The sequence below is a fragment of the Nocardioides nitrophenolicus genome, assembly GCF_016907515.1.
Taxonomy (GTDB): Bacteria; Actinomycetota; Actinomycetes; order Propionibacteriales; family Nocardioidaceae; genus Nocardioides; species Nocardioides nitrophenolicus.
This window is the reverse complement of the sequence record NZ_JAFBBY010000001.1, coordinates 5,132,961-5,157,314: the sequence shown is the minus strand read 5'-3', so window position 1 is coordinate 5,157,314 and position 24,354 is coordinate 5,132,961. Positions and strand designations below refer to the sequence as shown.

At 73.2% G+C, this 24,354-nt stretch carries 17 protein-coding genes; 4 read left to right on the top strand and 13 right to left on the bottom strand.

The genetic code is table 11. The features are described from left to right. Position 1: 1 nt before the first annotated feature. On the top strand, positions 2 to 1,201 hold the full coding sequence (locus JOD66_RS24790) for an acyl-CoA dehydrogenase family protein (RefSeq protein WP_204839450.1): 1,200 nt from the start codon (positions 2 to 4) through the stop codon (positions 1,199 to 1,201). On the opposite strand, the gene JOD66_RS24785 is transcribed toward JOD66_RS24790, so the two are convergent. Continuing rightward, the gene (locus JOD66_RS24785) at positions 1,195 to 3,279 is read right to left on the bottom strand and encodes a putative bifunctional diguanylate cyclase/phosphodiesterase (RefSeq protein WP_204839449.1); all 2,085 of its coding nucleotides are present in this window, start codon (positions 3,277 to 3,279) and stop codon (positions 1,195 to 1,197) included. The genes JOD66_RS24790 and JOD66_RS24785 overlap by 7 nt on opposite strands. 166 nt (positions 3,280 to 3,445) lie before the next feature. Between JOD66_RS24785 and JOD66_RS24780 the strand changes: the two genes are divergently transcribed. Together JOD66_RS24780 and JOD66_RS24775 are read left to right on the top strand one after the other, a co-directional pair. Further along, positions 3,446 to 4,849: a glycosyltransferase family 2 protein gene (locus JOD66_RS24780; protein WP_204839448.1), complete on the top strand. Its 1,404-nt coding sequence runs from the start codon at positions 3,446 to 3,448 to the stop codon at positions 4,847 to 4,849. After that, positions 4,846 to 5,067: a hypothetical protein gene (locus tag JOD66_RS24775; protein ID WP_204839447.1), complete on the top strand. Its 222-nt coding sequence runs from the start codon at positions 4,846 to 4,848 to the stop codon at positions 5,065 to 5,067. Before JOD66_RS24780 ends, JOD66_RS24775 begins: the two co-directional genes overlap by 4 nt. A 37-nt stretch (positions 5,068 to 5,104) precedes the next feature. On the opposite strand, the gene JOD66_RS24770 is transcribed toward JOD66_RS24775, so the two are convergent. The 8 genes from JOD66_RS24770 to JOD66_RS24735 form a co-directional block, all read right to left on the bottom strand. Beyond that, entirely contained in the window at positions 5,105 to 5,725 is a 621-nt protein-coding gene (locus tag JOD66_RS24770) for an alpha/beta hydrolase (protein WP_204839446.1), read from the bottom strand. Between the two features lie 87 nt (positions 5,726 to 5,812). Next, positions 5,813 to 6,871 (bottom strand): iron-siderophore ABC transporter substrate-binding protein, encoded by a 1,059-nt coding sequence (locus tag JOD66_RS24765; protein ID WP_204839445.1) that lies wholly within the window; start codon positions 6,869 to 6,871, stop codon positions 5,813 to 5,815. Positions 6,872 to 6,919: 48 nt separating this feature from the next. Beyond that, the gene (locus JOD66_RS24760; protein WP_204839444.1) at positions 6,920 to 7,732 is read right to left on the bottom strand and encodes an ABC transporter ATP-binding protein; all 813 of its coding nucleotides are present in this window, start codon (positions 7,730 to 7,732) and stop codon (positions 6,920 to 6,922) included. Next, entirely contained in the window at positions 7,729 to 8,763 is a 1,035-nt protein-coding gene (locus JOD66_RS24755; protein WP_204839443.1) for a FecCD family ABC transporter permease, read from the bottom strand. Before JOD66_RS24755 ends, JOD66_RS24760 begins: the two co-directional genes overlap by 4 nt. Then, on the bottom strand, positions 8,760 to 9,752 hold the full coding sequence (locus JOD66_RS24750; protein WP_204839442.1) for a FecCD family ABC transporter permease: 993 nt from the start codon (positions 9,750 to 9,752) through the stop codon (positions 8,760 to 8,762). Before JOD66_RS24750 ends, JOD66_RS24755 begins: the two co-directional genes overlap by 4 nt. Positions 9,753 to 9,780: 28 nt before the next feature. Further along, positions 9,781 to 11,715, bottom strand: a complete 1,935-nt coding sequence (locus JOD66_RS24745; protein WP_204839441.1) for a hypothetical protein — start codon at positions 11,713 to 11,715, stop codon at positions 9,781 to 9,783. Between the two features lie 223 nt (positions 11,716 to 11,938). Then, entirely contained in the window at positions 11,939 to 14,866 is a 2,928-nt protein-coding gene (locus JOD66_RS24740) for a bifunctional [glutamine synthetase] adenylyltransferase/[glutamine synthetase]-adenylyl-L-tyrosine phosphorylase (RefSeq protein ID WP_204839440.1), read from the bottom strand. A gap of 10 nt (positions 14,867 to 14,876) precedes the next feature. After that, a complete protein-coding gene (locus tag JOD66_RS24735) occupies positions 14,877 to 16,217 on the bottom strand; it encodes a glutamine synthetase family protein (RefSeq protein WP_204839439.1) in 1,341 nt (446 codons plus the stop codon). A 22-nt stretch (positions 16,218 to 16,239) separates the two neighbouring features. On the opposite strand from JOD66_RS24735, the gene JOD66_RS24730 reads away from it, so the two are divergent. Further along, positions 16,240 to 17,841, top strand: coding sequence for a thiamine pyrophosphate-binding protein (locus JOD66_RS24730; protein ID WP_307823703.1), 1,602 nt, complete (start codon positions 16,240 to 16,242; stop codon positions 17,839 to 17,841). A gap of 16 nt (positions 17,842 to 17,857) precedes the next feature. Here the strand turns inward: JOD66_RS24730 and JOD66_RS24725 are convergent, their stop codons facing one another. The 4 genes from JOD66_RS24725 to JOD66_RS24710 form a co-directional block, all read right to left on the bottom strand. Continuing rightward, positions 17,858 to 18,541: a hypothetical protein gene (locus tag JOD66_RS24725; protein WP_204839438.1), complete on the bottom strand. Its 684-nt coding sequence runs from the start codon at positions 18,539 to 18,541 to the stop codon at positions 17,858 to 17,860. Then, positions 18,538 to 20,790, bottom strand: a complete 2,253-nt coding sequence (locus JOD66_RS29680; RefSeq protein ID WP_204839437.1) for a putative bifunctional diguanylate cyclase/phosphodiesterase — start codon at positions 20,788 to 20,790, stop codon at positions 18,538 to 18,540. Before JOD66_RS29680 ends, JOD66_RS24725 begins: the two co-directional genes overlap by 4 nt. Before the next feature lie 152 nt (positions 20,791 to 20,942). Continuing rightward, positions 20,943 to 22,274: a pyridoxal phosphate-dependent decarboxylase family protein gene (locus JOD66_RS24715; RefSeq protein WP_204839436.1), complete on the bottom strand. Its 1,332-nt coding sequence runs from the start codon at positions 22,272 to 22,274 to the stop codon at positions 20,943 to 20,945. Next, positions 22,274 to 24,304: an NAD(+) synthase gene (locus JOD66_RS24710; RefSeq protein WP_204839435.1), complete on the bottom strand. Its 2,031-nt coding sequence runs from the start codon at positions 24,302 to 24,304 to the stop codon at positions 22,274 to 22,276. The genes JOD66_RS24715 and JOD66_RS24710 overlap by 1 nt, the downstream gene beginning before the upstream one ends. Between the last annotated feature and the right edge of the window lie 50 nt (positions 24,305 to 24,354).

Sequence of the window (24,354 nt, the reverse complement as noted above, 5' to 3'; positions counted from 1 at the left end):
GATGGACTTCGACCTGCCCGAGAGCGCGCTCGCCGTACGCGAGGGCGTGGCGGCCGTCGCCGCGCGCTACGACCACGCCTACTGGTCGCGCTGCGAGGAGGAGCACCGCTTCCCCCAGGAGGTCTTCGACGACCTCGGCGAGGGCGGCTGGTTCGGGCTGTGCGTCCCCGAGGAGTACGGCGGCGGCGGGCAGGGGCTGCTCGAGCTGGCGGTCGCCAACATGACCCTGTGCGCCTCGGGCGGGGTCGCTGGCACCTTCTTCTACGTCACCACGCCCGGCTTCGGCGCGATGACCCTGACCCGGCACGGGACCGAGGAGCAGAAGCGCCGGATCCTCCCCGGACTGGCCGAGGGCGCGCTGCAGTTCTGCCTCGCGCTCACCGAGCCCGACGCCGGCAGCAACGCCATCGAGATCAAGACCGCGGCCCGACCGGCCGGCGACGGCAGCGGCGACTTCCTGATCAAGGGCCAGAAGGTGTGGATCTCCAACGTCGAGAACGCCGACTGGATGGTCGCGGTGACCCGCACCATCCCGGCCGGAGAGACCCGGGAGCAGGGCCTGCCCCGCACCGCGGGGTTCACCCTGTTCCTCGTCGACGTCAAGCGGGCGCTCGCCGAGGGCACCTTGTCGTACACGCCGATCCCCAAGATGGGCAGCAACATCCTGCACTCCAGCCAGGTGTTCCTCGACGACGTCCGGGTCCCCGCCACCGACGTGATCGGCGAGGTCGACGCGGGCTTCGGCGTGCTCTGGGACGTGCTGAACCCCGAACGGATCCTCGCCGCGTCCGGCGGCATCGGCACGGCCGACGCCGCGCTCCGGATCGCCTGCGACTACGCCCGCGAGCGCGAGGTCTTCGGCCGCCCCATCGGCGCCAACCAGGGCCTGCAGTTCCCGCTCGCGCAGATCAAGGCCAAGACCGAGCTCGGCCGGCTGATGACCTACCAGGCCGCCTGGCTCTTCGACCGGGGCCGGCCCTGCGGCAACGAGGCCAACGTCGCCAAGCTGACCGGCGCCCAGGTCGGCTGGGAGGCCGCCAACCAGGCCTTCCAGACCCTCGGCGGGATGGCGTACTCCAAGGAGTACCCGGTCGAGCGGATCTTCCGCGACGCCCGGATCGCCAAGAACATCCCGGTCGCCGAGGAGCTGGTGCTCGCCCACATCGGCACCCAGATGCTGGGCCTGCCGAAGTCCTACTGACGCGACAGCGCCCGGGTCACCATCTCCAGCGAGCCGGCCGGTACGCCGGGGCTGTACAGGTAGCCCTGCACCTCGTCGCAGCCCCGCTCGCGCAGGTAACGCTCCTGCTCGGGCGTCTCGACGCCCTCGGCGACCACCGTCATGCCGAGCGCGTGCGCCATCACGATGATCGCGTCCACGATGGCGGCGTTCTCCGCGGTGCTGATCTCCTGGACGAACGACCGGTCGATCTTGAGCTTGTCGATGGGGAACCGGGTCAGGTAGGCGAGGCTGCTGTAGCCGCGGCCGAAGTCGTCGACCACGATCGACACGCCGAGGGAGCGCAGCGACTCCAGCATCGCGACGACGTCGCCGTGGTCCTCGATCAGCAGGCCCTCGGTGATCTCGACCTCGAGCTGGCAGGGCTGGATGCCGGCGAGCTCGATGGCGCTCGCGATCTCGTCGAGCCAGGCCCGACCGCGCAGCTGGCGGGGCGAGACGTTGACCGCGAGCCGCAGCGGGCGGCCGACCTGCTCCTGGACCCGGGCCAGCGCCGAGCAGGCGGTCACGAGCACCCAGCCGCCGAGCTGCGCGATCATCCCGCCGTCCTCGGCGACCGGGATGAACCGGTCCGGCGGGACCGGTCCCAGGCTGGGACTCGTCCAGCGGGCCAGCGCCTCGACGCCGACCACCTCACCGGTGAGCAGGTTCACCTGCGGCTGGTACACGACGGACAGCTCGTCCTGGTCCAGCGCCTGGCGCAGCGCAGCCGACAGGGCGAGCCGGTCGTTGTTCTCCTCGAGCATCGCCGGCTCGAACCAGCGGATCTCGTCGCGGCCGGCCGCCTTGGCCTGGTACATCGCGATGTCGACGTTCTTCAGCAGGGTCCCGGGGTCACGGCCGTCGGCGGGACTGCGCGTCCCGCCGACGCTCGCCGTGACCGCGAGCTCGTAGCCGTGCACGACGACCGGCGCGAGGACGTCGGCCATCAGCAGCTCCAGGCGCCGGTCCAGGTCGGTGCCGGGGACCAGGTCCTCCAGCACGATCACGAACTCGTCGCCCCCCAGTCGGGCGACGAGGTCGTGGGCCCGGGTCCAGGCCAGCAGCCGCTCGGCCACGACGATCAGCAGCTCGTCCCCGATGTGGTGGCCGAGCGAGTCGTTGATCCGCTTGAAGTGGTCGAGGTCGATGAGCACCAGCGCCAGCTCGGTGGCGCCGCGCTCGGCCCGCTCCAGCGCCTGGTCGAGATGGCGGACCAGCAGCGAGCGGTTCGGGAGGTTGGTCAGGCTGTCGTGGGTGACGACGTGCTCGATCCGCTCCCGGTCCTCGATCCGCTGGGTGATGTCGTGGGCCACGACGAGGAAGCCGCCCGGGGCGCCCTCCTCCGGCGCGCCCTCCTCCGGCGCGAGCGGGACGATCCACTCGTGCACCGGCACCGGCGTCCCGTCCTTGCGCCGGTAGGTCCACTCCGCGTCGTCGCCCAGCGCATGCGCGAGCACCGGCGTCCCGTCCGGGTACAGCTGCCGCCGGGCACCGTCGATCTGCACCAGGGAGCACCCGATCAGCTCCTCCTGCGTCCAGCCCACCAGGTCCGCCGCCGCCGGGTTGGCGGTACGGATCCGCCCGTTGGCGTCGGTCGCGATGATGCTGAACGGCATGGTGTCGAGCATCGAGCGGCGCAGCCGGTCCTCGCGCGCCGCGACCCGCTGCTCCTGCCCACGCAACCGCTCGGTGATCTCGATGATCGAGGCGAGGACGTAGCGCTCCTCCCCCACCGTGATCGGGTTGAGGCCGATCTCGATCGGCATCTCGGTGCCGTCGCGGCGCAGGCCGAACAGGTCGCGGCCCACCCCCATCGCCCGGCGGTCCGGGCGCGCGGCGTACGACGCCCGCTCGTGACCGTGGCGGGCCCGGAACCGCTCGGGCATCAGGTCCTCGACGCCGAGCGCGAGCAGCTCGTCGCGGGAGTAGCCGAAGGCCCGCTCCGCCTCGGAGTTGACCAGGACGATCCGGCCGCCCGCGTCGACGAGCACCATGGCACTCGGCACGGCCTCGATGATGAGCCGAAGCCGCTCGCCGTCGGTCGCGTCGCGGAGCATGACCCCCTCTTCGGCCCCGGTCCGGTCGATCAGAGTGGATCGGGACCTTCGTCCCGGTCCCGGCTGACGATCGGACGGCATCGCCCCGTTCGCCGCCCGGGAGGACACCGGCTGCCTACCCTCGTCACGGAGGGAAGGGGACCTCGTGCAGTGGTTGCAACGAGCGGTGGGACTGCTCATCCTGGGGACCGCGGCGGCGGGAGCCGGCCTGCTGTGGTGGTCGGTGTCCGGCACCGCCCACGGCCGGGCCGACCCGAGCGACGGCCTGGTGCTCGGTGTGTGGCACGTGCTCTACGACACCGAGGCGCCGACGCTGCCGACGCTCGCGGCGGCCGGCGGCCTGGCGCTGCTGTTCGCTGCCGGCGTCGCGACCCTCGAGCGGCGCATCGCGACCCGCGCCCGGCGCAGCGTCGACGGCCGGCAGCTGCCGCTGTCCCCTCGCCACGTGATGGCCGAGACCCGCGGCGTGTTCCACGGCGACGTCACGCTGACCGTGCTCGTCCCCGCCCACAACGAGGCGCAGGGCATCGCCGCCACCCTGGAGTCCCTGGCCGCCCAGTCCCGGGCCCCCGAGCGGATCATCGTCGTCGCCGACAACTGCACCGACGACACCGTCGCCATCGCCCGCCGGTGCGGCGCCGAGGTGATCGAGAGCGTTGACAACCGGCACAAGAAGGCCGGCGCGCTCAACCAGGCGCTGGCCCGGATCCTGCCCACCCAGGGCGAGAACGACCTGGTCATGGTGATGGACGCCGACACCATCCTCGACGACGGATTCCTGGCCTCCGTCGTCCGCCGGATGAGCGACGACCGGGCGCTGATGGCCGTCGGCGGGCTGTTCTACGGCGAGGACGGCAGCGGCCTGATCGGCCAGTTCCAGCGCAACGAGTACACCCGCTACGCCCGCGACCTGCGCCGCCGCCGCGGCCAGGTGTTCGTGCTCACCGGCACCGCCACCGTGTTCCGCCCGCGCGCACTGCGCACGGTCGCCGCCGAGCGCGGCCGGCTGCTGCCCGGCGTACCGGGCGACGTCTACGACACCCTGGTCCTCACCGAGGACAACGAGATCACCCTCGCTCTGAAGTCCCTCGGCGGACTGATCGTCTCGCCGTCCGACTGCACCGTCGTCACCGAGGTGATGGGCACCTGGCGCACGCTGTGGGCGCAGCGGCTGCGCTGGCAGCGCGGCGCCCTGGAGAACCTCGGCGCCTACGGGCTGCGGCCCTCGACGTTCCGCTACTGGGCCCAGCAGCTCGGCATCGGGTACGGCGTGATCGCGCTGTTCTCGTACCTGCTGCTGATGGTGCTCATGGCGCTGTCCTTCGACAGCTGGGTGTGGTTCCCGTTCTGGCTCGGCACCGGCCTGATCTTCACCGTCGAGCGGGTGCTCACCGTGTGGCGCGGCGGCTGGCGCGCGCGGCTGCTCGCGGCCACCCTGTTCCCCGAGCTGGTCTACGCACTCTTCCTCGACATCGTCTACCTCAAGGGGATCCTCGACATGTCCCTCGGCCGCAATGCCCAGTGGGGCAACCACACGCCGGCCCCCGCGCGCCAGGAGGTGGACGCATGAATGCCCCGCTGCTCACCACGCTCGGCATCCTGTTCCCCGAGTCGCTGGTGCGCTCGCATGCGTTCGGCGTCCTCGCTGCCTTCGTGGCGATCAACACCATGGTCTACGTGACGCTGTCGGTGGCCAAGGCGCTGCCGAAGATCTGGCTGCGCGACTACCTGCCGCGGGGGTACGAGCGGGCCGAGACGCGCAGCATCCACCCCGACGGCGAGGTGTAGCGGCGCCCGGGCTCAGAGCACCGCCCCGCCCCCAGCGTCACCTCTCCCCGACCCACTTCCCCAGCGCCGCGAGCGCCCCCGACGACACCCCATGCCCACCGGCGTCGCGCCAGGTGGTGGTGAGCGAGCCGGCGTCGGTGGTGAGGTAGGCCCAGGTCGCGTCGAGCAGCTCCCGCGGGATCACGGTGTCGGCGTCGCCCTGCGCGACGAAGACGGGTACGCCGGCCAGCCGGCCGGGGGTGACGGGGACGCCGGCGTCGAAGGGCAGCGTGCCGTGCAGGACCGCGGCGCCGGCGTAGCGGCCGGGGTGGGCGAGCAGCAGGCCGCCGGCGAAGGCGGCGCCGCCGCTGAACCCGACGAGGACGACGGAGCGCCGGCCGGCGTACTCGCCGTCGAGCCAGGTCTCGAACCAGGCCATGGTCTCGGCGAGCGAGGCCGCGACCGGTCGGCCGATCCCGCGGTTGGCGAACCAGGCGTACCCGCCGCCCTCGGCGATCGGCGCCCGCACCGCGACGTACGACGGCCCGGTGGGCAGGTGGTCGACGAGGCCGATGATCGAGGCCTCGTCAGCGCCGCGGCCGTGGAGCAGCACGACGAGGGGAGCCTGCGGGTCGGCGCTGCCTCGGCGGAGCACGACGGGATCGGGGAAGGAGGTCATGACCTCCATAATACTTGAAAGTTCAACTAGCGACGGCCACCACCATGCCGGACCGGAGACCGGCCCGGCACAGCAGCGACGGTGCGACTACTTCACCACGCCGGCGAGCGTGTCGATCAGCGTCGGCAGCCCGTTCTTCCAGTCGTAGCTGAGCGCGGTCGGCGGGGAGACCGACGAGACGTTGACCCGGCCGACGACCTTGGCCACCGCGCCGGACTTGATGGCGGGGACGGCGAGTGCCTTGGGATTGGCCAGCAGCGTCGTGGCGTCCTCCTCGGTCTCGTGGTAGCTGATGATCACGTCGGCGTCGAGCTGGTCGGCCTTCTCGTAGCTCATCTCGTAGAAGAAGCCGCCGTCGGAGGTGTCCAGGGCGGCGACGCTGGGGGCGACCTCGAACCCGAGCTTGGCCATGATCGCCACCCGCGGGTCGAGACCGGTGTAGATCGACAGGTTGTTGGGGTTGGCCCAGATGCCGGCGATGGTCTTGCCCGCGAACTCGGGGTGCTTCTCCGCCTCGTCGGCGAAGAAGGCGTCGATGTCGGACAGGATCTTCTCGCCCTGCTCGCTGCGGCCCAGCGCCGTCGCGGTGATCCGGATCGTCTCGTCCCACGGGGTGGTCCACGGGTCGTCGGGGAAGGCGACGACGGGGGCGATGTCGCTGAGGGTGTCGTACTGCTCCTCGGTGAGGCCGGAGTACGGCGCGAGGATCAGGTCGGGCTTCGCGGCGATGAACTCGTCGTAGGGCACGGTGGTGCCGGAGCCGTCGTCGGTGAGCAGGCTGGGGTGCTCGACGCCGGCGGCGTCGTAGGCCTCCTCGACCCAGGGCAGCAGGTTGCCGGCACCGACGGTCCACAGCTGCTCGGCGACCGCGACCGGGTAGACGCCCGCCTTGATCGCGGCCTCGGTCGAGCCCCAGCCCCAGGTCGCGACGCGCTCGGGCTCCTCCTCGATGGTGGTGCTGCCATAGGCGTTCTCGATCGTGATCGGGAAGCTGTCGGTGGCCTCGACGGTGGTGGTGCCACCCTTGGCCTCGTCCTTGTCGTCGTCGCTCTCCTGGCCGCAGGCCGCCAGGGCGGTCAGGGCGGTCAGGGCGGTCAGGCCGGCGACCACGGTGGCCGCGCGGCGGAAGGCACGGGTGCTGCGCACGCGTCTCTCCTCGTTCTCGGGATTAGGTGAGCCTACCCTAATGCCTCGTTACCGGCGGGTGAGCACGGCCCCCGCCCGCGGACGGCCTCGGGGGACGACGAGCGGCCCGCCCGTCACCGGGTCCGGGATCACCTCGGCCTCCAGACCGAAGGCGTCGCGGACCGAGTCGACGGTCAGCACCTCGGCCGGCGGGCCCTGCGCGACCACCCGGCCCGCGGACATCACCACCATGTGATCGGCGTACCGCGCCGCGTGGTTGAGCTCGTGCAGCACCATCACCACGGTGGTGCCCCGCTCCTCGTTCAGATCGGCGAGCAGGTCGAGCAGCTCGAGCTGGTGGGTGACGTCGAGATAGGTCGTCGGCTCGTCGAGCAGCACCGCGTCGGTCTCCTGCGCGAGCACCATCGCGATCCACACCCGCTGCCGCTGGCCGCCGGAGAGCTCCTCGAGCCGCCGCTCGGCGAGCTCGGCGGTGCCGGTCGCGGCGAGCGAGCGCATCACCACGGCGTCGTCGTCGCTGCTGTGCCGGCCGAACCAGCCCTGGTGCGGGAACCGGCCGCGACCGACCAGCTCGGCGACCCGGACGCCGTCGGGGGCGATCGAGCTCTGGGGCAGTACGCCGATCAGCCGGGCCAGCTGCTTGCGCGAGAGCCGGCCGATGTCGGTGCCGTCCACGGTGACCGAGCCGGCGGTGTGCGGATGCAGCCGGGCCAGGCCGCGCAGCAGCGTGGACTTGCCGCACGCGTTGGGCCCGACGATCGCGGTCACCTTGCCGGGCGGCAGGCTCAGGTCGAGGCCCTCGATGACCGTGCGGCCGCGGTAGCCGAGGGTGAGTCCGGTCGCGGTGATCGCGGTGCTCATGACGTTGCCTTTCGTTCGCTGCGGGCGAGCAGCCACAGGAGGTACGGCGCCCCGACCAGGCCGGTGACCACGCCAACGGGTGCGGAGAAGCCGAAGGGCGCGGCCTGGCCCAGGACGTCGGAGCCGAGGGTGAGCAGGGCGCCCACGGCGGCCGCGGCCGGCAGCGCGGGACCGCCGTCGTCGACCAGCCGGCGCGCGATCGCGGGCGCGACCAGCGCGACGAACGCGATCGGTCCGGCCACGGCGGTGGCCAGGGCGACCAGGCCGACGCCGACCAGGAGCGCGAGCAGCCGGGCCCGGTCCGGTGCGACGCCGAGACCGTGCGCGTGGTCGTCGCCCAGCGCGAGCGGACGCAGCCAGCGGCCGACGAGCAGCGCCAGCACCGCGAGCAGCCCGACCCCGATCGCCAGCAGGGCGAGCATGCCGTCGCGGATGTCGGCGACGCTGCCGACCGTCCACAGCAGCACGGTGCCTCCCTCGCGCAGGTCCGCCTCCGCGAGCCGCCACGAGATCAGCGACGCGCAGACATAGGAGATGCCGACCCCGACCAGCACGAAGCGCAGGCCGTGCAGTCCCCCGCGCCACGCCAGCAGCCAGATCGCGGTGGCGGTGGCGAGCCCGCCGAGGAGGGCCGAGCCGGTGATGGCGAGCCCGGTGGCGCCGTACCCGAGGATCGCGGTGATCGCGCCGAGGGAGGCGCCGCCGGAGATGCCGAGCAGGTCGGGGCTGGCGAGGCTGTTGCGCAGCGTGTATTGGAACAGCGCCCCGGCGAGGCCGAACGCGATGCCCGCCAGGATCGCCGCGAGCGAGCGCGGGAGCTGGAGCTTCTGGACGACGAGCAGGTCGAAGCGGTCGCCCACGCCGAAGATCGCGGGCAGCGCCCGGTCCGGGGGTACGCCGGCCACGCCCATGCCGAGGCTGACCAGGACCAGCACCAGGCAGGCGAGCATGCCGACGAGCACGACCGCGCCGGCCCGGGTGCGCTGACGACGACGCAGCCGGCTGACGGGCGCGGTGGCCAGCGCGGTCACAGACCCGCCACCCGTCGCCCGCGGGCCACCGCCACCAGGACCGGCGCACCGATCAGCGCGGCCACCACGCCGGCCTCGAGCTCGTCCTGGCGGACCAGGCGGCCGATGATGTCGGCGGCCACGAGCAGCACCGGCCCGAGCAGCGCGCAGAGCGGGATCAGCCAGCGGTGGTCGGTGCCGACCAGCCGGCGCGCCGCGTGGGGCACCACGAGGCCGACCAGCGCGATCGGGCCGGCCAGCGCGGTGGCGGTGCCGGCGAGCAGGACGACGGCCGTGCCCGCCAGCAGCCGGGTGGTGGTCACGCTCTGGCCCAGCGCGGTCGCGACGTCGTCGCCGAGCGCGAGGCCGTTGAGCCGGTGGGCGACGACGAGCGCGAGGCCCGCGCCGACCACGAGGAACGGCCAGAGGGCGGAGACGGCGTCGACGTCGCGACCGGTCAGCGCGCCGACGGACCAGAAGCGCAGCACGTTGAAGGCGTCGACGTCGCGGAACAGCAGCAGGGTGGAGATCGGGGTGAGCAGCGCGGTGACGGTCGCCCCCGCGAGCGCGAGCTGGACCGGACGGCCGTGCCCGATCGCGAACACCACGACGGCCGCCAGCGCGGCGCCGGCGAAGCCGAACCACACGGTGCCGAGCGGGCTCAGCACGCCGAACGCGGTGGCCGCCACGACGATGCCGAGCGAGGCGCCGGCGTTCAGGCCGAGCAGGCCGGGGTCGGCGAGCGGGTTGCGGGTGATCGCCTGGGCCAGCCCGCCGGCCAGGCCGAGCGCGGCGCCGGCCAGCACCCCGATGATCGTGCGCGGCACCCGCTGCCCGCGGATCACGTCGTGGTCGACATTGCCCGCGACCGGGTCGACCAGCGCCCGCCAGGTGTCGTGCAGGGCCACTCCGCGCACCCCCAGCGCCAGGCTGAGCGCGACCGCGACCAGCACGAGCAGCGCCGCCGCGCCGACGACGACAGGCCGTCGCAGGACGACTGAGGTTTGCATAACCTAAGCAAACCACAGGCCGTCCGGTTCAAGGAGCCGGCGTCGCCTCCCGTCGCGCCGGTACGCCGGCCGCTCCCGCCGCCGCGGCGAACAGCCAGCCGTAGAAGGCCAGCAGGGCGAGCCACGAGGCGATCACCACGGCGTACATCGTGGTCCACAGCCACACCGGCACGTCCGGCTTGCGCTCGCGCTGGAGCATGAACGGCTCGTGGACGAAGGCGACGTCGGTGCCGTCATCCACCTGGACCAGGCCGGCGCCGGGGCCGGTGATCGCCGGGTCGGCCGGCATGTGCACGGGGATCGAGACCAGGGTGCGCAGCGGCAGGTGCAGCCGGACCAGCACCTTCCAGCGGCCGTAGAGCGGCAGCGGCTCGGCGCTGCGGTACTCCCCCGCGCGGCCCGTCGGCTCCATCGCGACGCTGAGCACGCCGTCGCCGAGCCGCTGCGACTCGGGCTCCTTGCGGCCCTGGTAGGCCAGCGCCGAGAACCAGATCGCGTCGTCGACCCGGTCGGGGTCGGCGCGCACCGTCACCACGGTGGTGCAGCCCTGGGCGCCGACGCAGTCGTCGTCGTAGGACACGTGGCCCATGATCACCCCCGTGCCGTCGACCGGCTGGTAGGTCGTGCGGCACTCCTCGCCCTCGCACTGCTTGACCACCTCGACCTCCCCGGCGCCGGCCGGGGCCGCGAGCAGCGCCATCAGCACGAGGAACACCAGGGTGCCGGCGGTGCCGACCCAGCGGCCCGACGCGGGCGCCACACCGGCCGACTCGGCGCTCGGCCCGAAGCCGCCGATCCGCTCGACATGGCGCGCGAACGACCAGCCGAGCAGTCCGCCGCCCACGCCCGCGACGCCGCCGACCGCCAGCATCAGCGGCATCTGGCCGGCGTCGGGCGGCAGCGGGTACGGCAGGAACAGGTCCATCCACCACCACTCGGTCGCCAGGCCGAGCGTCCCCGCGAGCAGACCCGCGACCCCGGCGAAGGCCGGGCCACGGTCGCGCCAGGCCAGGGCGAGCAGCTCGACGAGCAGCGCGGAGCCGAGGAACAGCAGCCAGTGCGCGCGGTGGATGTCGGGGATCGGCAGGGTGATCGCATAGATCAGCACCCGGATGCCGAGGTAGGTCGCCCAGGTCACCAGCGCGCCGCCGCGGCCCAGGAAGATCCGGCCCGCGACGAAGATCCAGCCGGTCAGGAAGCCGGAGATGACGAACAGCGTGGTCGCCGGGAACTGGGGGACGCCGAGGTCGAACTCCATCAGGAAGGCCACCGGGATGATGCACAGTCCGAGCACGACGGTCATCACCAGCCGGGTCGCCTTGCCCCGCAGGGGCGGCCGGCCGACCTGGGCCGCCTCGGCGTACAGCAGCGGCAGCGCCAGCACGCAGGTGACCGCGCCGCCGATCATCATCACGTGGGTCGGTCCCCACTCGGTCACGTCCTGGCCGAAGAGCCGGTGCCACACGTCGTCGGCCGGGAAGCCCGCCGCCGCGATCAGCCCGGCCCCGAGCAGCACCAGGGTGCCCATCGGGACCCGCCACCGCGGCGTGAGCCGGGCCGTACGCCGTGGGAGCGGGTCCTTCGCGAGGCCCGCCGAGATCACGCCCGAGGCCAGGAAGCCGAAGATCCCGAACATGATCGGGAAGTGCGACGGGTTGGCCAGCGGCCCCTCGTCGCGGCCGTTCTGCATGTGGATCGGCACGTCCCAGTAGACGCCGAAGGCACACGCGATCAGCGAGACGAGCGCGAGGTAGCCCGGCAGTCCGGCCCAGCGCGGCAGCCCGTCGAGCGCGGCGACCCGGTCCGCGAGGCGTCCCAGCAGGGTCGGTCTGCCCTCGCGCTCGCGCAGCAGGAAGATCCCGAGCGGGACGTAGATCGCGGCGAAGGCGCCCGCCGCGATGAGGACCTGGTCGAGCGCGGCGCCGCCGGCCGGCGGCGAGGGGGGAGCAGCGAACGGGAGCATGGCGTACCTCCGGAGTCGGTACGCCAGACGCTACTGCTCGTCACAGGTACCTGAACAGCGTGAGCCCGGCGACTCCGCCCGGGAAATGTGGACACGTGTCAGGTCAACCTCACCCTTCTGCCCCACAGGTTCCGGTGATGTGTCTATGATGTGCGGTGTCGGGCCGCGACCGACCCCCCCAGAGGTCGCGGCCCGGCGCCTCTTCTGCGCCGGGAGGGCCCGTTCACTCCCAGAAGACCCGGTCGACCACGGCGTGCGCGTGCCGGGTCACCCGCAGGTAGTCGTCGAGCAGGCGGTCGGTCTCGGTGAGCTGGTAGCCGAGGATCCCCGCGACGGCGCGACGCTCCAGCACCGCGCGCGGGAACTCGTCCCCGGCCCGGCCGCGGGCGAGCAGCACCGCGTTGCGGACCCGGGTGGCGAGCCGCCAGGAGGCGGCGAGGGTGAGCGCGTCGTCGTGGGTGATCAGCTCGGCCTCGGCGGCGGCGCTCAACGCGGCCAGGGTCTGGGTGGTGCGCAGGCCGGGCACCTGCGCGCCGTGGCGCAGCTGCAGCAGCTGGACCGTCCACTCGATGTCGGCGAGCCCGCCGCGCCCGAGCTTGAGGTGGAGCGCGGGATCGGCGCCGCGCGGGAGCCGCTCCTTGTCGACGCGGCCCTTGATCCGGCGCACCTCGAGGACGTCGTCGTCGGTGAGCCCACCGGCCGGGTAGCGCAGCGGGTCGATGAGCGCGGTGAACCGCTCGCGCAGGTCGGCGTCGCCGACGACCGCGTCGGCCCGCAGCAGCGCCTGGGCCTCCCAGACGTGGGACCACTTGGCGTAGTAGGCGGCATACGCGTCGAGGGTGCGGACCAGCGGACCCTGCCGGCCCTCCGGGCGCAGGTCGGCGTCGACGACGAGCGCCGGGTCCGGGCCGGGGACGGCGAGCACCCGGCGTACCTCCTCGGCGACCAGGCGCGCGAAGGTCGTCGCCTCGTGGGCGTCCGCGCCCTCGACCGGGTCGTGCACGAAGAGCACGTCGGCGTCGCTGCCGTAGGACAGCTCGAAGCCGCCGTAGCGGCCCATCGCGACGACCGCGAGCCGGGTCGGGGCCTGATCGAGTCCTCGCGCCCGGGCGGTCGACTCGATCGCGCCCTGCAGCGTGGCCTCGAGCGTGGCGTCGGTGAGCCGGGTGAGCGCGAAGCCGACGTCGGCGACGTCGATCAGCCCGAGCACGTCGCCGGCGGCGATCCGCAGCAGCTCGCGCCGGCGGACGGCGCGCACCGCGCGCACGCCCTTCTCGAAGCCCTCCTGGCGCCGACCCGTCGCCAGCATCTCGTCGGTGAGCGCGGCGGAGCCGAGCGGGTGCAGGTCGCCGCCGAGCAGCCGCACGCCGGCCGGCTCGCGCTCGAGCAGGTCGGTGCAGTAGCGGGAGGTGGCGAGCAGATGGGCCAGCCGCTCCGCGGCCTCGCCCTCGTCGCGCAGCGTGGAGAGGTACCACGGGGTGCGGCCGAGGGCCTCGCTGATCCGCCGGAAGCCGAACAGGCCGCCGTCGGGGTCGGGACACTCGGCGAACCACTGCAGCAGGGCGGGCAGCAGGGTGCGCTGTATGGCGGCGGTGCGGCTCACGCCACTGGTCAGCGCCTCCAGGTTGCGCAGCGCGGCCCGCGGGTCGGCGTACCCGAGCGCGGCGAGGCGGGCGCCGGCGGCCTCCGAGGACAGCCGCACCTCGTCGGAGCCGATCCGCGCGACGGCGGTGAGCAGCGGGCGGTAGAAGATCTTCTGGTGCAGCCGGCTGACCTCGCGGCGGTGCGCCTGCCAGGTGTCCTCGAGCTGCTTCTGCGACTCCTTGAAGAAGCCGAGGCTGCGGCCGAGCCGGCGCAGCGCCGCCTCGTCGGCGGGCACCACATGGGTGCGCTGGAGCCGGTGCAGCTGGATCCGGTGCTCGAGCTGGCGCAGGAAGGCGTAGGCCCGGTGCAGCGCCTCGCCGTCCTCGCGGCCGACGTACCCGCCCTCGGTGAGCCGGGCCAGCGCGCTCAGCGTGGTCGGCGGGCGGATCGACTCGTCGGCGCGGCCGTGGACCAGCTGGAGCAGCTGGACCGCGAACTCGACGTCGCGCAGCCCACCCGCGCCGAGCTTGAGCTGGCGCTCGGCCTCCCGGGCCGGGATGTGGTCGAGGACCCGGCGGCGCATCGCCCGCGCCGCGTCGACGAAGCCGTCGCGGTCCGCCGCGGACCACACCATCGGCGCGACCATCGCCACGAACTCCCGGCCCAGCTCCAGGTCGCCCGCCACCGGACGCGCCTTGAGCAGCGCCTGGAACTCCCACGGCTCGGCCCAGCGCTCGTAGTAGCTCTGGTGGCTGGCCAGGGTCCGGCTCAGCGGACCCGCCTTGCCCTCCGGCCGCAGCGCGGCGTCCACCGGCCAGATGGTGCCCTCGGCGGTGTGGTCACCACAGACCTGCATCAGCTGCGCGGCCAGCCGGGCCGCGACCCGCTCGTCGCCCTCGTGGACGAAGAGCACGTCGACGTCGGACACGTAGTTGAGCTCGTGGCCGCCGCACTTGCCCATCGCCACCACCGCCAGCCGTACGCCGGCCGCGGGCTCCCCCACCCGCTCCCGGGCCACGACCAGCGCGGCGTCCAGGGTCCCGGCGGCGAGGTCGGCCAGCTCGGCCGCGGCGTCGTCGACCCCGAGATGGTGGGTCAGGTCGCGGGCCGCGAGCCGCAGCAGATGGCGGCGGTACTCCACCCGCAGCGCGTCGACCGCCTCGCGGTCGGGCCGGCCGCGCACCGCCTCGATCAGCGCGGCACGGACCGCCCAGGCCGCGGGTCGGGTCGAGCCCAGCGACGGGTCGGCCAGCTCGCGCCACTGCCCCGGATGGCCGGCCAGGTGGTCGGCGAGCGCCGCGCTGGCGCCGAGCACGCAGAGCAGGCGCATCGCCGTGCCCTCGTCGTCGCGGACCGCCCGCAGCAGCTCGGCCCGCTCGCCGGCCGGCTCCGCGGCGTCGGCGAGGCGGACCAGTCCGTGGAGCGCGGCGTCCGGGTCGGCGGTGCGGCCCAGCAGCGCGAGCAGGTCGGTGGCCCCCGGCCCGAGCTGGTCGAGGTGCGCGACCGCCCGGTCGAGGTCGACGAAGCCGAGCCGGAGCAGCTCGGTGCGCTGCGACGCCCGGTTCACGCTGCCGTCCCTACAGGACCGGGAGCATCCGGTCGCGCTCGAAGGCGGAGACCTGCCCGCGGTACTCGTCCCACTCGGCGCGCTTGTTGCGCAGGAAGTAGTCGAAGACCTGCTCCCCCAGCGTCTCGGCGAGCAGCTCGGAGTGCTCGGCGACCACGATCGCCTCGTGCAGGCTCTTGGGCAGCGGCTCGATGCCGAGGCTGCGCCGCTCACGCTCGGTGAGGGCCCACACGTCGTCCTCGGCCTCGCGCGGCAGCTCGTAGTCGTTCTCGATGCCCTTCAGGCCCGCGGCCAGCACGGCGGCGTAGGCGAGATAGGGGTTGCAGGCCGAGTCGATGGTGCGCAGCTCGACCCGGGTCGACTGGCCCTTCATCGGCTTGTACATCGGCACCCGGACCATGGCGGAGCGGTTGTTGTGTCCCCAGCAGATGTACGACGGCGCCTCGCCGCCGAACATCATCCGCTTGTAGGAGTTGACCCACTGGTTGGTCACCACGCTGATCTCGCTGGCGTGGCGCAGGATGCCGGCGATGAACTGGCGCCCGGTCCTGGAGAGCTGGTACTCCGCGCCCGCCTCGTAGAAGGCGTTCTGGTCGCCCTCGAACAGGGAGAGGTGGGTGTGCATGCCCGAGCCCGGGTGGGTGGTGAACGGCTTGGGCATGAAGGTCGCCCAGATCCCCTGGCTCAGCGCGACCTCGCGGATGACGGTGCGGAAGGTCATGATGTTGTCGGCGGTGGTCAGCGCGTCGGCGTACCTCAGGTCGATCTCCTGCTGGCCCGGGCCGCCCTCGTGGTGGCTGAACTCCACCGAGATGCCCATCGCCTCGAGCATGGTGATCGCCTCGCGGCGGAAGTCGGAGCCGTGGGAGTGGGCGGCGTGGTCGAAGTAGCCGCTGCGGTCGATCGGGACCGGCTCGTCGCCCGAGCGCGGCTCGTCCTTGAACAGGTAGAACTCGATCTCGGGATGGGTGTAGAAGGTGAACCCCTGCTCGGCCGCCTTGCCGAGGGTCCGCTTGAGGACGTTGCGCGGGTCGGCGTACGACGCGGATCCGTCGGGCATCACGATGTCGCAGAACATCCGCGCCGTGGCCGGTCCCTCGGTGCTGCGCCAGGGCAGGATCTGGAAGGTGGTCGGGTCGGGCAGGGCCAGCATGTCGGCCTCGTAGACCCGCGCGAAGCCCTCGATCGCCGAGCCGTCGAACCCGATGCCCTCGGAGAAGGCGCCCTCCAGCTCGGCCGGCGCCACGGCCACGGACTTGAGGAAGCCCAGCACGTCGGTGAACCACAGCCGCACGAACCGGACGTCTCGCTCCTCGAGAGCGCGCAGGACGAAGTCCTCTTGCTTACCCATGGCCGCAGCCTAGTGTCGACCCGTGACGAATGTGTTGCGGGACCACGACCGGACCACCGGGGGCGCCGCGGTCGTCGACGCGCTCCGCGCCCAGGGCGTCCGTGACGTCTTCGGCATCCCCGGCACCCACAGCCTGGAGATCTACCGGCACCTCGCCGGATCCGGCATCCGCCACGTGCTCCCGCGCCACGAGCAGGGAGCCGGGTACGCCGCCGACGGCTACGCCCGCACCTCCGGCCGCCCCGGCGTCCTCGTCACCACCTCCGGGCCCGGCATCACCAACGCGGTGACCGCCCTCGCGACGTCGTACGCCGACTCGGTGCCGGTGCTCGCGGTCTCCCCCGGCCCGGTGCGGGGCACCGTCGGCGCCGACATCGGCTGGCTGCACGAGATGCGCGACCAGCAGGCCACCGTCGGCTCGGTGTGCGCTCGCAGCCTCCGCGTCGAGTCCGCCGACGAGATCCCCGAGGCGCTCGCGGACCTGTTCGACGGCTTCCGCACCACGCGGCCGCGGCCGGTCCACCTCGAGGTGCCGGTCGACGTGCTCGAGGGATCGTGGAGCCGTCGGCCGTGTCCCGTCCGGGCGCCCGGACCGCCGCCCGGGCCGGCCGTCGAGACCGTCGCCCGGGTGGCCCGGCTGCTCGGGGCGGCCGCTCGGCCACTGCTGCTCGCCGGCGGGGGCGCCCGCGGCGCCGCGACCGAGCTGGCGGCCCTGCTCGACCTCGGCATCCCGGTGCTCACGACCGTCAACGGCAAGGGCGTGGTCGACGAGGCGCACCCCGGCGCGCTCGGCGCGTCGGTGCGGTTGCCCGAGGCGCACGCCGTGCTCGACGAGGCCGACGTGCTGCTCGTCGTCGGCAGCGAGCTCGGCGACTCCGACCTGTGGGGCGGCGTGGTCGCGCCCGGTGGGGCCGGGCGGCTGGTCGTCCGGGTCGACATCGACCCCGGTCAGCTGCACAAGAACCTGCCGGCGGACCTGCCCGTCCACAGCGACGCGGCCGTGTTCCTGGCCGCGCTGGCGGATCGGCTGCGCGCGGCGGGCGTCGTACGGCAGCCGGATCCGGGCCTGCGCGCGCGGGTGCTCGCGGGCGCCGAGCGCGACGCCGGCCCGTGGGCGCGGATCCAGCACGAGCTGCGCGCGGTGGTGCCGCCGGACGCGGTCGTGGCCGGCGACAGCTCGCAGGTGACCTACTACGGCACGGTGCACCACTGGCCGATGACGCCGGCGCACCGGCTGCTCTACCCCACCGGCTACGCCACCCTCGGCTACGGCCTGCCCGCCGCGATCGGCGCCAAGGTGGCCGCCCCGGAGCGCGCGGTGGTCGCGGTGGTCGGCGACGGCGCCGTCATGTTCACCGTGCAGGAGCTGATGACCGCGGTCGAGCTGGGCCTGTCGCTGCCGGTCGTGGTGGTCGACAACGGCGGCTACGCCGAGATCCGGGAGCAGATGCTGGAGCGCTCGATCCCGCCCCTGGCCGTCGACCTCACCGCGCCCGACTTCGCCGCGTTGGCGCGCGCGTTCGGGGCTCGCGGGGTGCGGGCCGCGGGCGTCGACGAGCTCGGCGCCCTGGTCGGCGCGGCGCTGGACGCACCCGGACCGACGCTCATCCACCTCACCGTGTAGCCGGGTCGGGCGCGGTTCACCGGTCCGAGGACGCGCGCCGGCGCCAGTCGGTCGGCAGCGCGATGCCGTCGAGCCCCGCGCCCTGGAAGATCAGGCGGTACGCGTCGGGGTCCTCGTGGCGCTGGCGCTCGAACATGCGGTGCAGATTGGCCCACAGCGGCGTGCTGCTCGGGGAGCCGAGGTACTCCCCGGTGACGGTGCCCGGGAGCACCTGGGTCTGCATGCCCAGCGCCGTCAGCAGCTGCCGTGGGTAGGAGTCCATGATCATCACGACGAACTCGATGTCGTTGGCGAAGGCCGCGGTCACGATGCCGTGGTAGAGCGCGGCCGCGCACAGTCCCTCCCGGCCGGCGCCGGGGCGCACCGCGACGGTCGCGATGTCCCAGGTGCGCTCGGGGTCGACGCCGGCCGCCCGCGCCGAGCGCAGGCCGTCGACACCCCACGGCGGACGGGAGAGGTCGTTGAGGGTCTTCAGCCCGGCCGGGCCGAACTCGATGAACCGTGCCGTCGCCACCGCCTCGTCGTCCTCGTCGAGCACGGTCATGAACCCGGTGGCGTCAAGGTAGGGGCCGTACTCGACCTCGAACTCGGCGGCGGTGTTGCCGTAGCGCTCCAAGAACACATCGGCCTCGCACCGGAGCGCCGCGGCCAGCTCCTCGCCGAGCGGGTCGAGCACGAAGCGGAGGGGGGCGGCGTTCACGGGTCCATCTTGGCAGCCGACAGGTGCAGAGCGCGGGTGAGGGCCTGCGGCGTCCAGTCGCGCACCCAGCGCTCCATCTCCACGGCCGGCATCGGGCTGGCCAGGTGGTAGCCCTGGACGGTGTCGATCCCCATCTCGATCAGCACCTCCAGATCGGCGGCGTTCTCGACTCCTTCGGCCACGATGCGCATGTCCAGCGCGTGGGCCAGCTGGATGGTGGAGGCGACGATCATCCGGCTGCGGCTGTCGGCCGACACATTGCGGACCAGCGAGCGGTCGATCTTGAGCTCCTGGACCGGCAGGTTGCGCAGGTAGGTCAGCGAGGAGAAGCCGGTGCCGTAGTCGTCGATCGAGACCTGCACGCCGTGGCTGCGCAGGTCCTGGAGCACGTCGCGGGTGTGCTGCGGGTCCCCGAGGAAGGAGTCCTCGGTGACCTCGAGCACCACGCCCTCGGCGGGGACGCCACTCTCGTCCATCGCGGCGTAGAGCTGCGGCAGGAAGGCCTGGCTGAGCAGCTCGGTCGGCGCGCAGTTGACCGCGACCCGCAGGTCCAGGCCGGCCTGCAGGCGCCGGTGGTGGTCGCGCACGGCCTGCCGGGCGACGACCGCCGACAGCGTCGGCATCAGTCCGGCCCGGCGCGCCGCCGGGAGGAAGGAGACCGGGCTGATCACGCCCTGGACCGGGTGCCGCCAGCGGACCAAGGCCTCCACACCGGAGATCCGCATCGTCGCGACGTCGAGCTGCGGCTGGTACCAGACCTCGATCTGGCCGTCGGCTATCCCCTTGCGCAGCTCCTCGGCCAGCTGCAGCCGCGAGCGGGAGAACTCGTCGAGCTCGGCGTCGTACAGCGCCGCGCCCATGCCGGCGTTCTTCGCCTGGTACATCGCGACGTCCGCGCGGCGCAGCATCTCGCCGCTGTCGGGGTCGTCGGCGAGCGCGACGGTGATGCCGATCGAGCCGGACGGGGAGATCTCGATGCCCTCGACGGCGATCGGCTTCGCGAGGTCGCGCAGGACCTGGTGGGCGATCTCGAGCAGTTCGATCTCGTCGTCGGCAGCCAGGATGATCGCGAACTCGTCGCCGCCGAGCCGAGCCACCATGTGGTGGGGGTCGACCGCCTCACGCATCCGGACCGCGACCAGGCGCAGCACCGTGTCGCCGACGTGGTGGCCGAGCCCGTCGTTGATCTCCTTGAACCCGTCGAGGTCGAGCAGCATCAGGGCGAGCGGCTTGTGGTCCTGCAGTCCGTCCTCGAGCCGGACCCGCACGGCCCGGCGGTTCGGCAGCTTGGTCAGGTCGTCGGTCCGCGACAGCGCGAACGCCTCGGTGGCCCGGTTGGCGTCCTTGAGCGCCAGCCCCATCCGCCACGCCACGGTGACCATGGTGAGCAGCGCCGGCGGCAGGGTGTAGTAGGCCAGCGACTCGTCAGGGCGGATCATCAGCACCGCCGTGGCCACCACGCCGGCGCTCACGAGAACAGCGGTGCCCGCGGCCTTCGGCACCTTCCTGATCAGCGACTGAGGCGGCCGACAGGCGGCCGCGACCAGCAGCGCGAAGGCGCCTCCCCACAGCGCGTTGCTGGCGTTGGCGAAGTCGTAGGTGCGCGCCGAGGCCTGCAGCGCGAACCCCGAGTCGGCGCAGGCGAGCAGGGTGAAGGCGATCACGAGCATCACGCTCTTGCGCCGGTCGCTGCGCGCCTGCAGCAGCCACTGACCGAAGACGGCCAGGGCCAGGACCATGTCGGCCAACGGGTAGATGAGCGCCAGGAGCAGGGGCACGCCCTCCTGGCCCGACGCCAGCTGGATCGGGGTCACGAGGAGCAGCGAGGCCACACAGGAGGTCGCGCCGCAGATCACCGCGATGTCCAGCCACCCGCGGGTCTGGCGCTGCTGGCGTCGGTCCACGTCGAGCATCAGGTAGCCGGCCATGCCGAGATAGGAGGCCAGGAAGAGCCACTCGGCCGGCGCCGGGAAATGCGGCCGGGTCACCGCGCTCTCGGCGTTGACCGACATCGAGCCCAGCGACCACGCGAGCACCGCCGCCAGCAGCAGGAGCAACCCGCGCCTGCGCTCGGGGTACAGCCACGCCGCCAGGGCGAGGCGCAGCAGCAGCATGGGGAAGAAGATGGTGAGCGTCGTCAGGAGGACAGCCTGGCTGTTGACGTGGATCGCGGACTGCGCGACCTGGTTGGCGGCCAGGCCGACGATCAGCCAGGCCCACGACGCGTACGCGACCACGCGCTCGGCCACGGCTACCCGGGACGAGCGCGACGCGGCATCGGATGTGGGGCCCACGGCTCTCGCGCTCCCTCGTCGGCTGACAGACCAGTACTGGCCCACGGTTCCCGTCGGCCCATCCCCCGCCCACCTGAGTGGTTCCCGCACCATCTTGCCTCAGTCGGTCAACCCGTCTCCTCCAGGGCCGCCAGGACCCGGTCGACGTCGGCCCGCGTCGTGTGCGGGTTCACGAAGCACAGGCGCAGCGCCACGGCCCCGTCGACGGTCGTCGGCGTCACCAGCGCGAAGCCGTCGGCACGCGCCGCGCGCGACCACGCGTCGTAGCGCTCCCGCGTCCAGCCGCGCCTGCGGAGGAGCACCACCGAGAGTCCCGGCTCGGCCGCCAGCTCCAGCGCCGCGCTGGCAGCTACCCGTCCGGCGGCGTACCGCGCCGTGGCGAGGCAGGACTCGACCGCCCGGCGGTAGGCGTCGGCGCCGTGGGCGACCAGCGACGCCCACAGCGGCAGCCCCCGCGCCCGACGGGTCAGGTGGACGGCGTAGTCGGCCGGGTTGTCCATGCCGTCGTCGTACGCCGACTCGAGGTACGGCGCGCGCTGGCGGTGCGCGGCGCGGGCGAGCTCCGGCTCCCGGTAGAGCACCGCGGCGCAGTCGAACGGCGTGAAGAGCCACTTGTGGGGGTCGATGGTCAACGAGTCGGCCCGCTCGATGCCGTCGAAGGCGGCGCGCTCGGCCGGGACGAGCAGGGCCGCGCCGCCGTACGCCGCGTCGACGTGCAGCCACAGCCCGTACCCGGCGCACAGATCGGCGATCTCCGCGAGCGCGTCGACCGCTCCGGTGTTGGTCGCGCCGGCGCTCGCGACGACCGCGACCACGTCGCGGGGGTCGAGCGCGTCGAGCACCGGCTTCAGGTCGGCGGCACGCAGCGGCTCGTCCGGCGCACCTGCCCGCTCGACGACGCAGCCCATGATCGCCGCCGCCGCGTCGACCGAGGCGTGCACACCGGCGCCGGCGAGGATGGTGCGAGGGAGGGTCCCGTGGGCGCTCCGGGCGTGCCGGGCCGCGACCAGCGCGCTGAGGTTGGCGATCGAGCCGCCGCTGACGAACGCGCCGTGCGCCTGGTCCGGGTAGCCCGCGAGGTCGCACAGCCAGCGCAGCGCGGCGCGCTCGGCCGCGACGGCCGCGCCCGCCTCCAGCTCGCTGCCGCCGTAGACCGAGGCCGCGGACAGCGCGGCGTCGGCGAGCACGGCGGCCGGCGTCGGCGCCCCGCCCACGAAGGCGAGATAGCGCGGGTGGTCGGTGGGGAACGCGGTCGGCAGGACCTGGTCGCGCAGCGCCGCCCAGGTGGCCTCGAGCCCGATGCCCGCCCCACCCACCTCGGGCAGGCGCGCCGGCGCGTCGTAGGGCGCCGTGAGCCGCTCCGGGTGGGCGAGCCGGTCGGCGATCCAGTCGGCGACGGCGGCCAGCGTCCGCCGGTCCTCGACCGCGAAGCCGTGCATCACTCGGTGGGCACGTCGGCCGCGATCTCCGCCAGCCACGCGGCCGGGCTGGCGTCCGACGGCATCCGCCAGTCGCCGCGCGGTGACATCGTTCCGCCCGGGCTCACCTTGGGCCCGTTCGGCAGCGCCGAGCGCTTGAACTGGCTGCTGAAGAAGCGCCGGACGAAGACCTCGAGCCAGCTCCGGATCGTCGCCAGGTCGTACGACGTCTCGCCGCTCCCCCACGCGTGGTGGGCCAGGAAGGCGATCTTGCTCGGCCGGTAGCCCCGGCGCAGCACGTGGTAGAGCGTGAAGTCCTGCAGCGAGTACGGCCCGACCGAGTCCTCGGTGCGCTGCTCGCCGCCGGGGATCAGCTCGGGGGTGATCTCCTGCTCCAGGATCGCCTGGAGCACCCCATTGACGGAGGCGGCCTCGTCGTCGTAGTCCGTGTCACTCTTCGCGTGGAGCTGGTCGGTGTCGATCACCCAGCGGATGAGGTGCTGGATCAGCGTCTTGGGCACGCCGGCGTTGACGTTGTAGTGGGACATCTGGTCGCCGACGCCGTAGGTGCACCAGCCGAGCGCGAGCTCGGACAGGTCACCCGTGCCGAGCACGATCCCGCCGCGGTGGTTGGCGAGGCGGAACAGGTAGTCGGTGCGCAGTCCGGCCTGGACGTTCTCGAAGGTGATGTCGTAGACCGGCTCGCCGTCGGCGAACGGGTGCCCGAGGCCCTCCAGCATGGTCCGCGCCGCGGGCTTGATGTCGAGCTCCTCGAAGGTGCAGCCCAGCGCCTGGGAGAGGCGGGTGGCGTAGGACTTCGTGGTCTCCCCGGTGGCGAAGCCCGGCATCGTGAACGCGTGGATGTCGCTGCGCGGGCGCCCGAGCCGGTCCATCGCCTTGGCCGCGACGATCAGCGCATGGGTGGAGTCGAGCCCGCCGCTGACCCCGATCACGATCTTGGGCTGACCGATGGCACTGAGTCGCTGCTCGAGGCCGGAGACCTGGATGTTGTAGGCCTCGTAGCAGTCCTGGTAGAGGCGCACCGGGTCGTCGGGCACGAACGGGAAGCGCGCGACCTCGCGCCGCAGCCCGATGTCGCCGGCCGGCGGCTCCAGCTCGAACTCCACCCAGGTGAACTGCGCCGGCTCGACGCCCTCGGCCACCCGGTTGTCGTCGAAGGTGCCCTGCCGCATCCGCTCCTGGCGCAGCCGGTCGAGGTCGACGTCGACCACGGTCGCCCGCGGCCCGTCGGGGAAGCGCTCACTCTGACCGAGCAGGTCGCCCAGCTCGTACACCATGGTCTGGCCGTCCCAGGACAGGTCGGTCGTCGACTCGCCCTGGCCCGCGGCCGCGTAGACGTAGGCCGCATTGCACCGCGCGCTGGCACTGCGGGCCAGCAGGTGGCGGTCCTCGGCGCGCGCGATCGTGATCGGGCTCCCCGAGAGGTTGGCGAGCACGGTAGCCCCGGCGAGCGCCGCGGTCGCGCTCGGCGGGACGGGCACCCACATGTCCTCGCAGACCTCGACGTGCAGGTGCAGGCCCCGCACGTCGCTGGCCGAGAAGATCAGGTCGTTGCCGAACGGGACCGTCTCGCCGTTGAGCTCGATGCCGTTCTCGGCGGCACTCCGGGTCGCGCCCGCGGCGAACCAGCGCGCCTCGTAGAACTCGCGGTAGGTCGGCAGGTAGGACTTCGGGGCCACGCCGAGCACCCGGCCGCCGTGGATCACCACCGCGCAGTTGTAGACCCGGTTGCCGTGCGCGAGGGGCGCCCCGACGACCAGCACCGGGCGCAGGTCCGCCGAGGCGACCGTCAGGTCGAGGATCGCCTCGCGCACCCCGTCGAGCAGCGTGTCCTGCAGGAACAGGTCGTCGACGGCGTACCCGGTCAGGCCGAGCTCCGGGAACACCGCCACCGCCACCGCGTCGTCGTGGAGCACGCGCGCCTGCTCCAAGGTGCGCGCGGCATTGGTCGCGGGGTCCGCGATGGCGACCGGCAGGGTCACCGCCGCGACCCGCGCGAACCCGTGGGCATAGGCCGAGTAGAAGTCCACGGGGCGAGTCTAGGGAAGCGGGCCGCGCGCGCCCGCCGATGAGTCGGCGG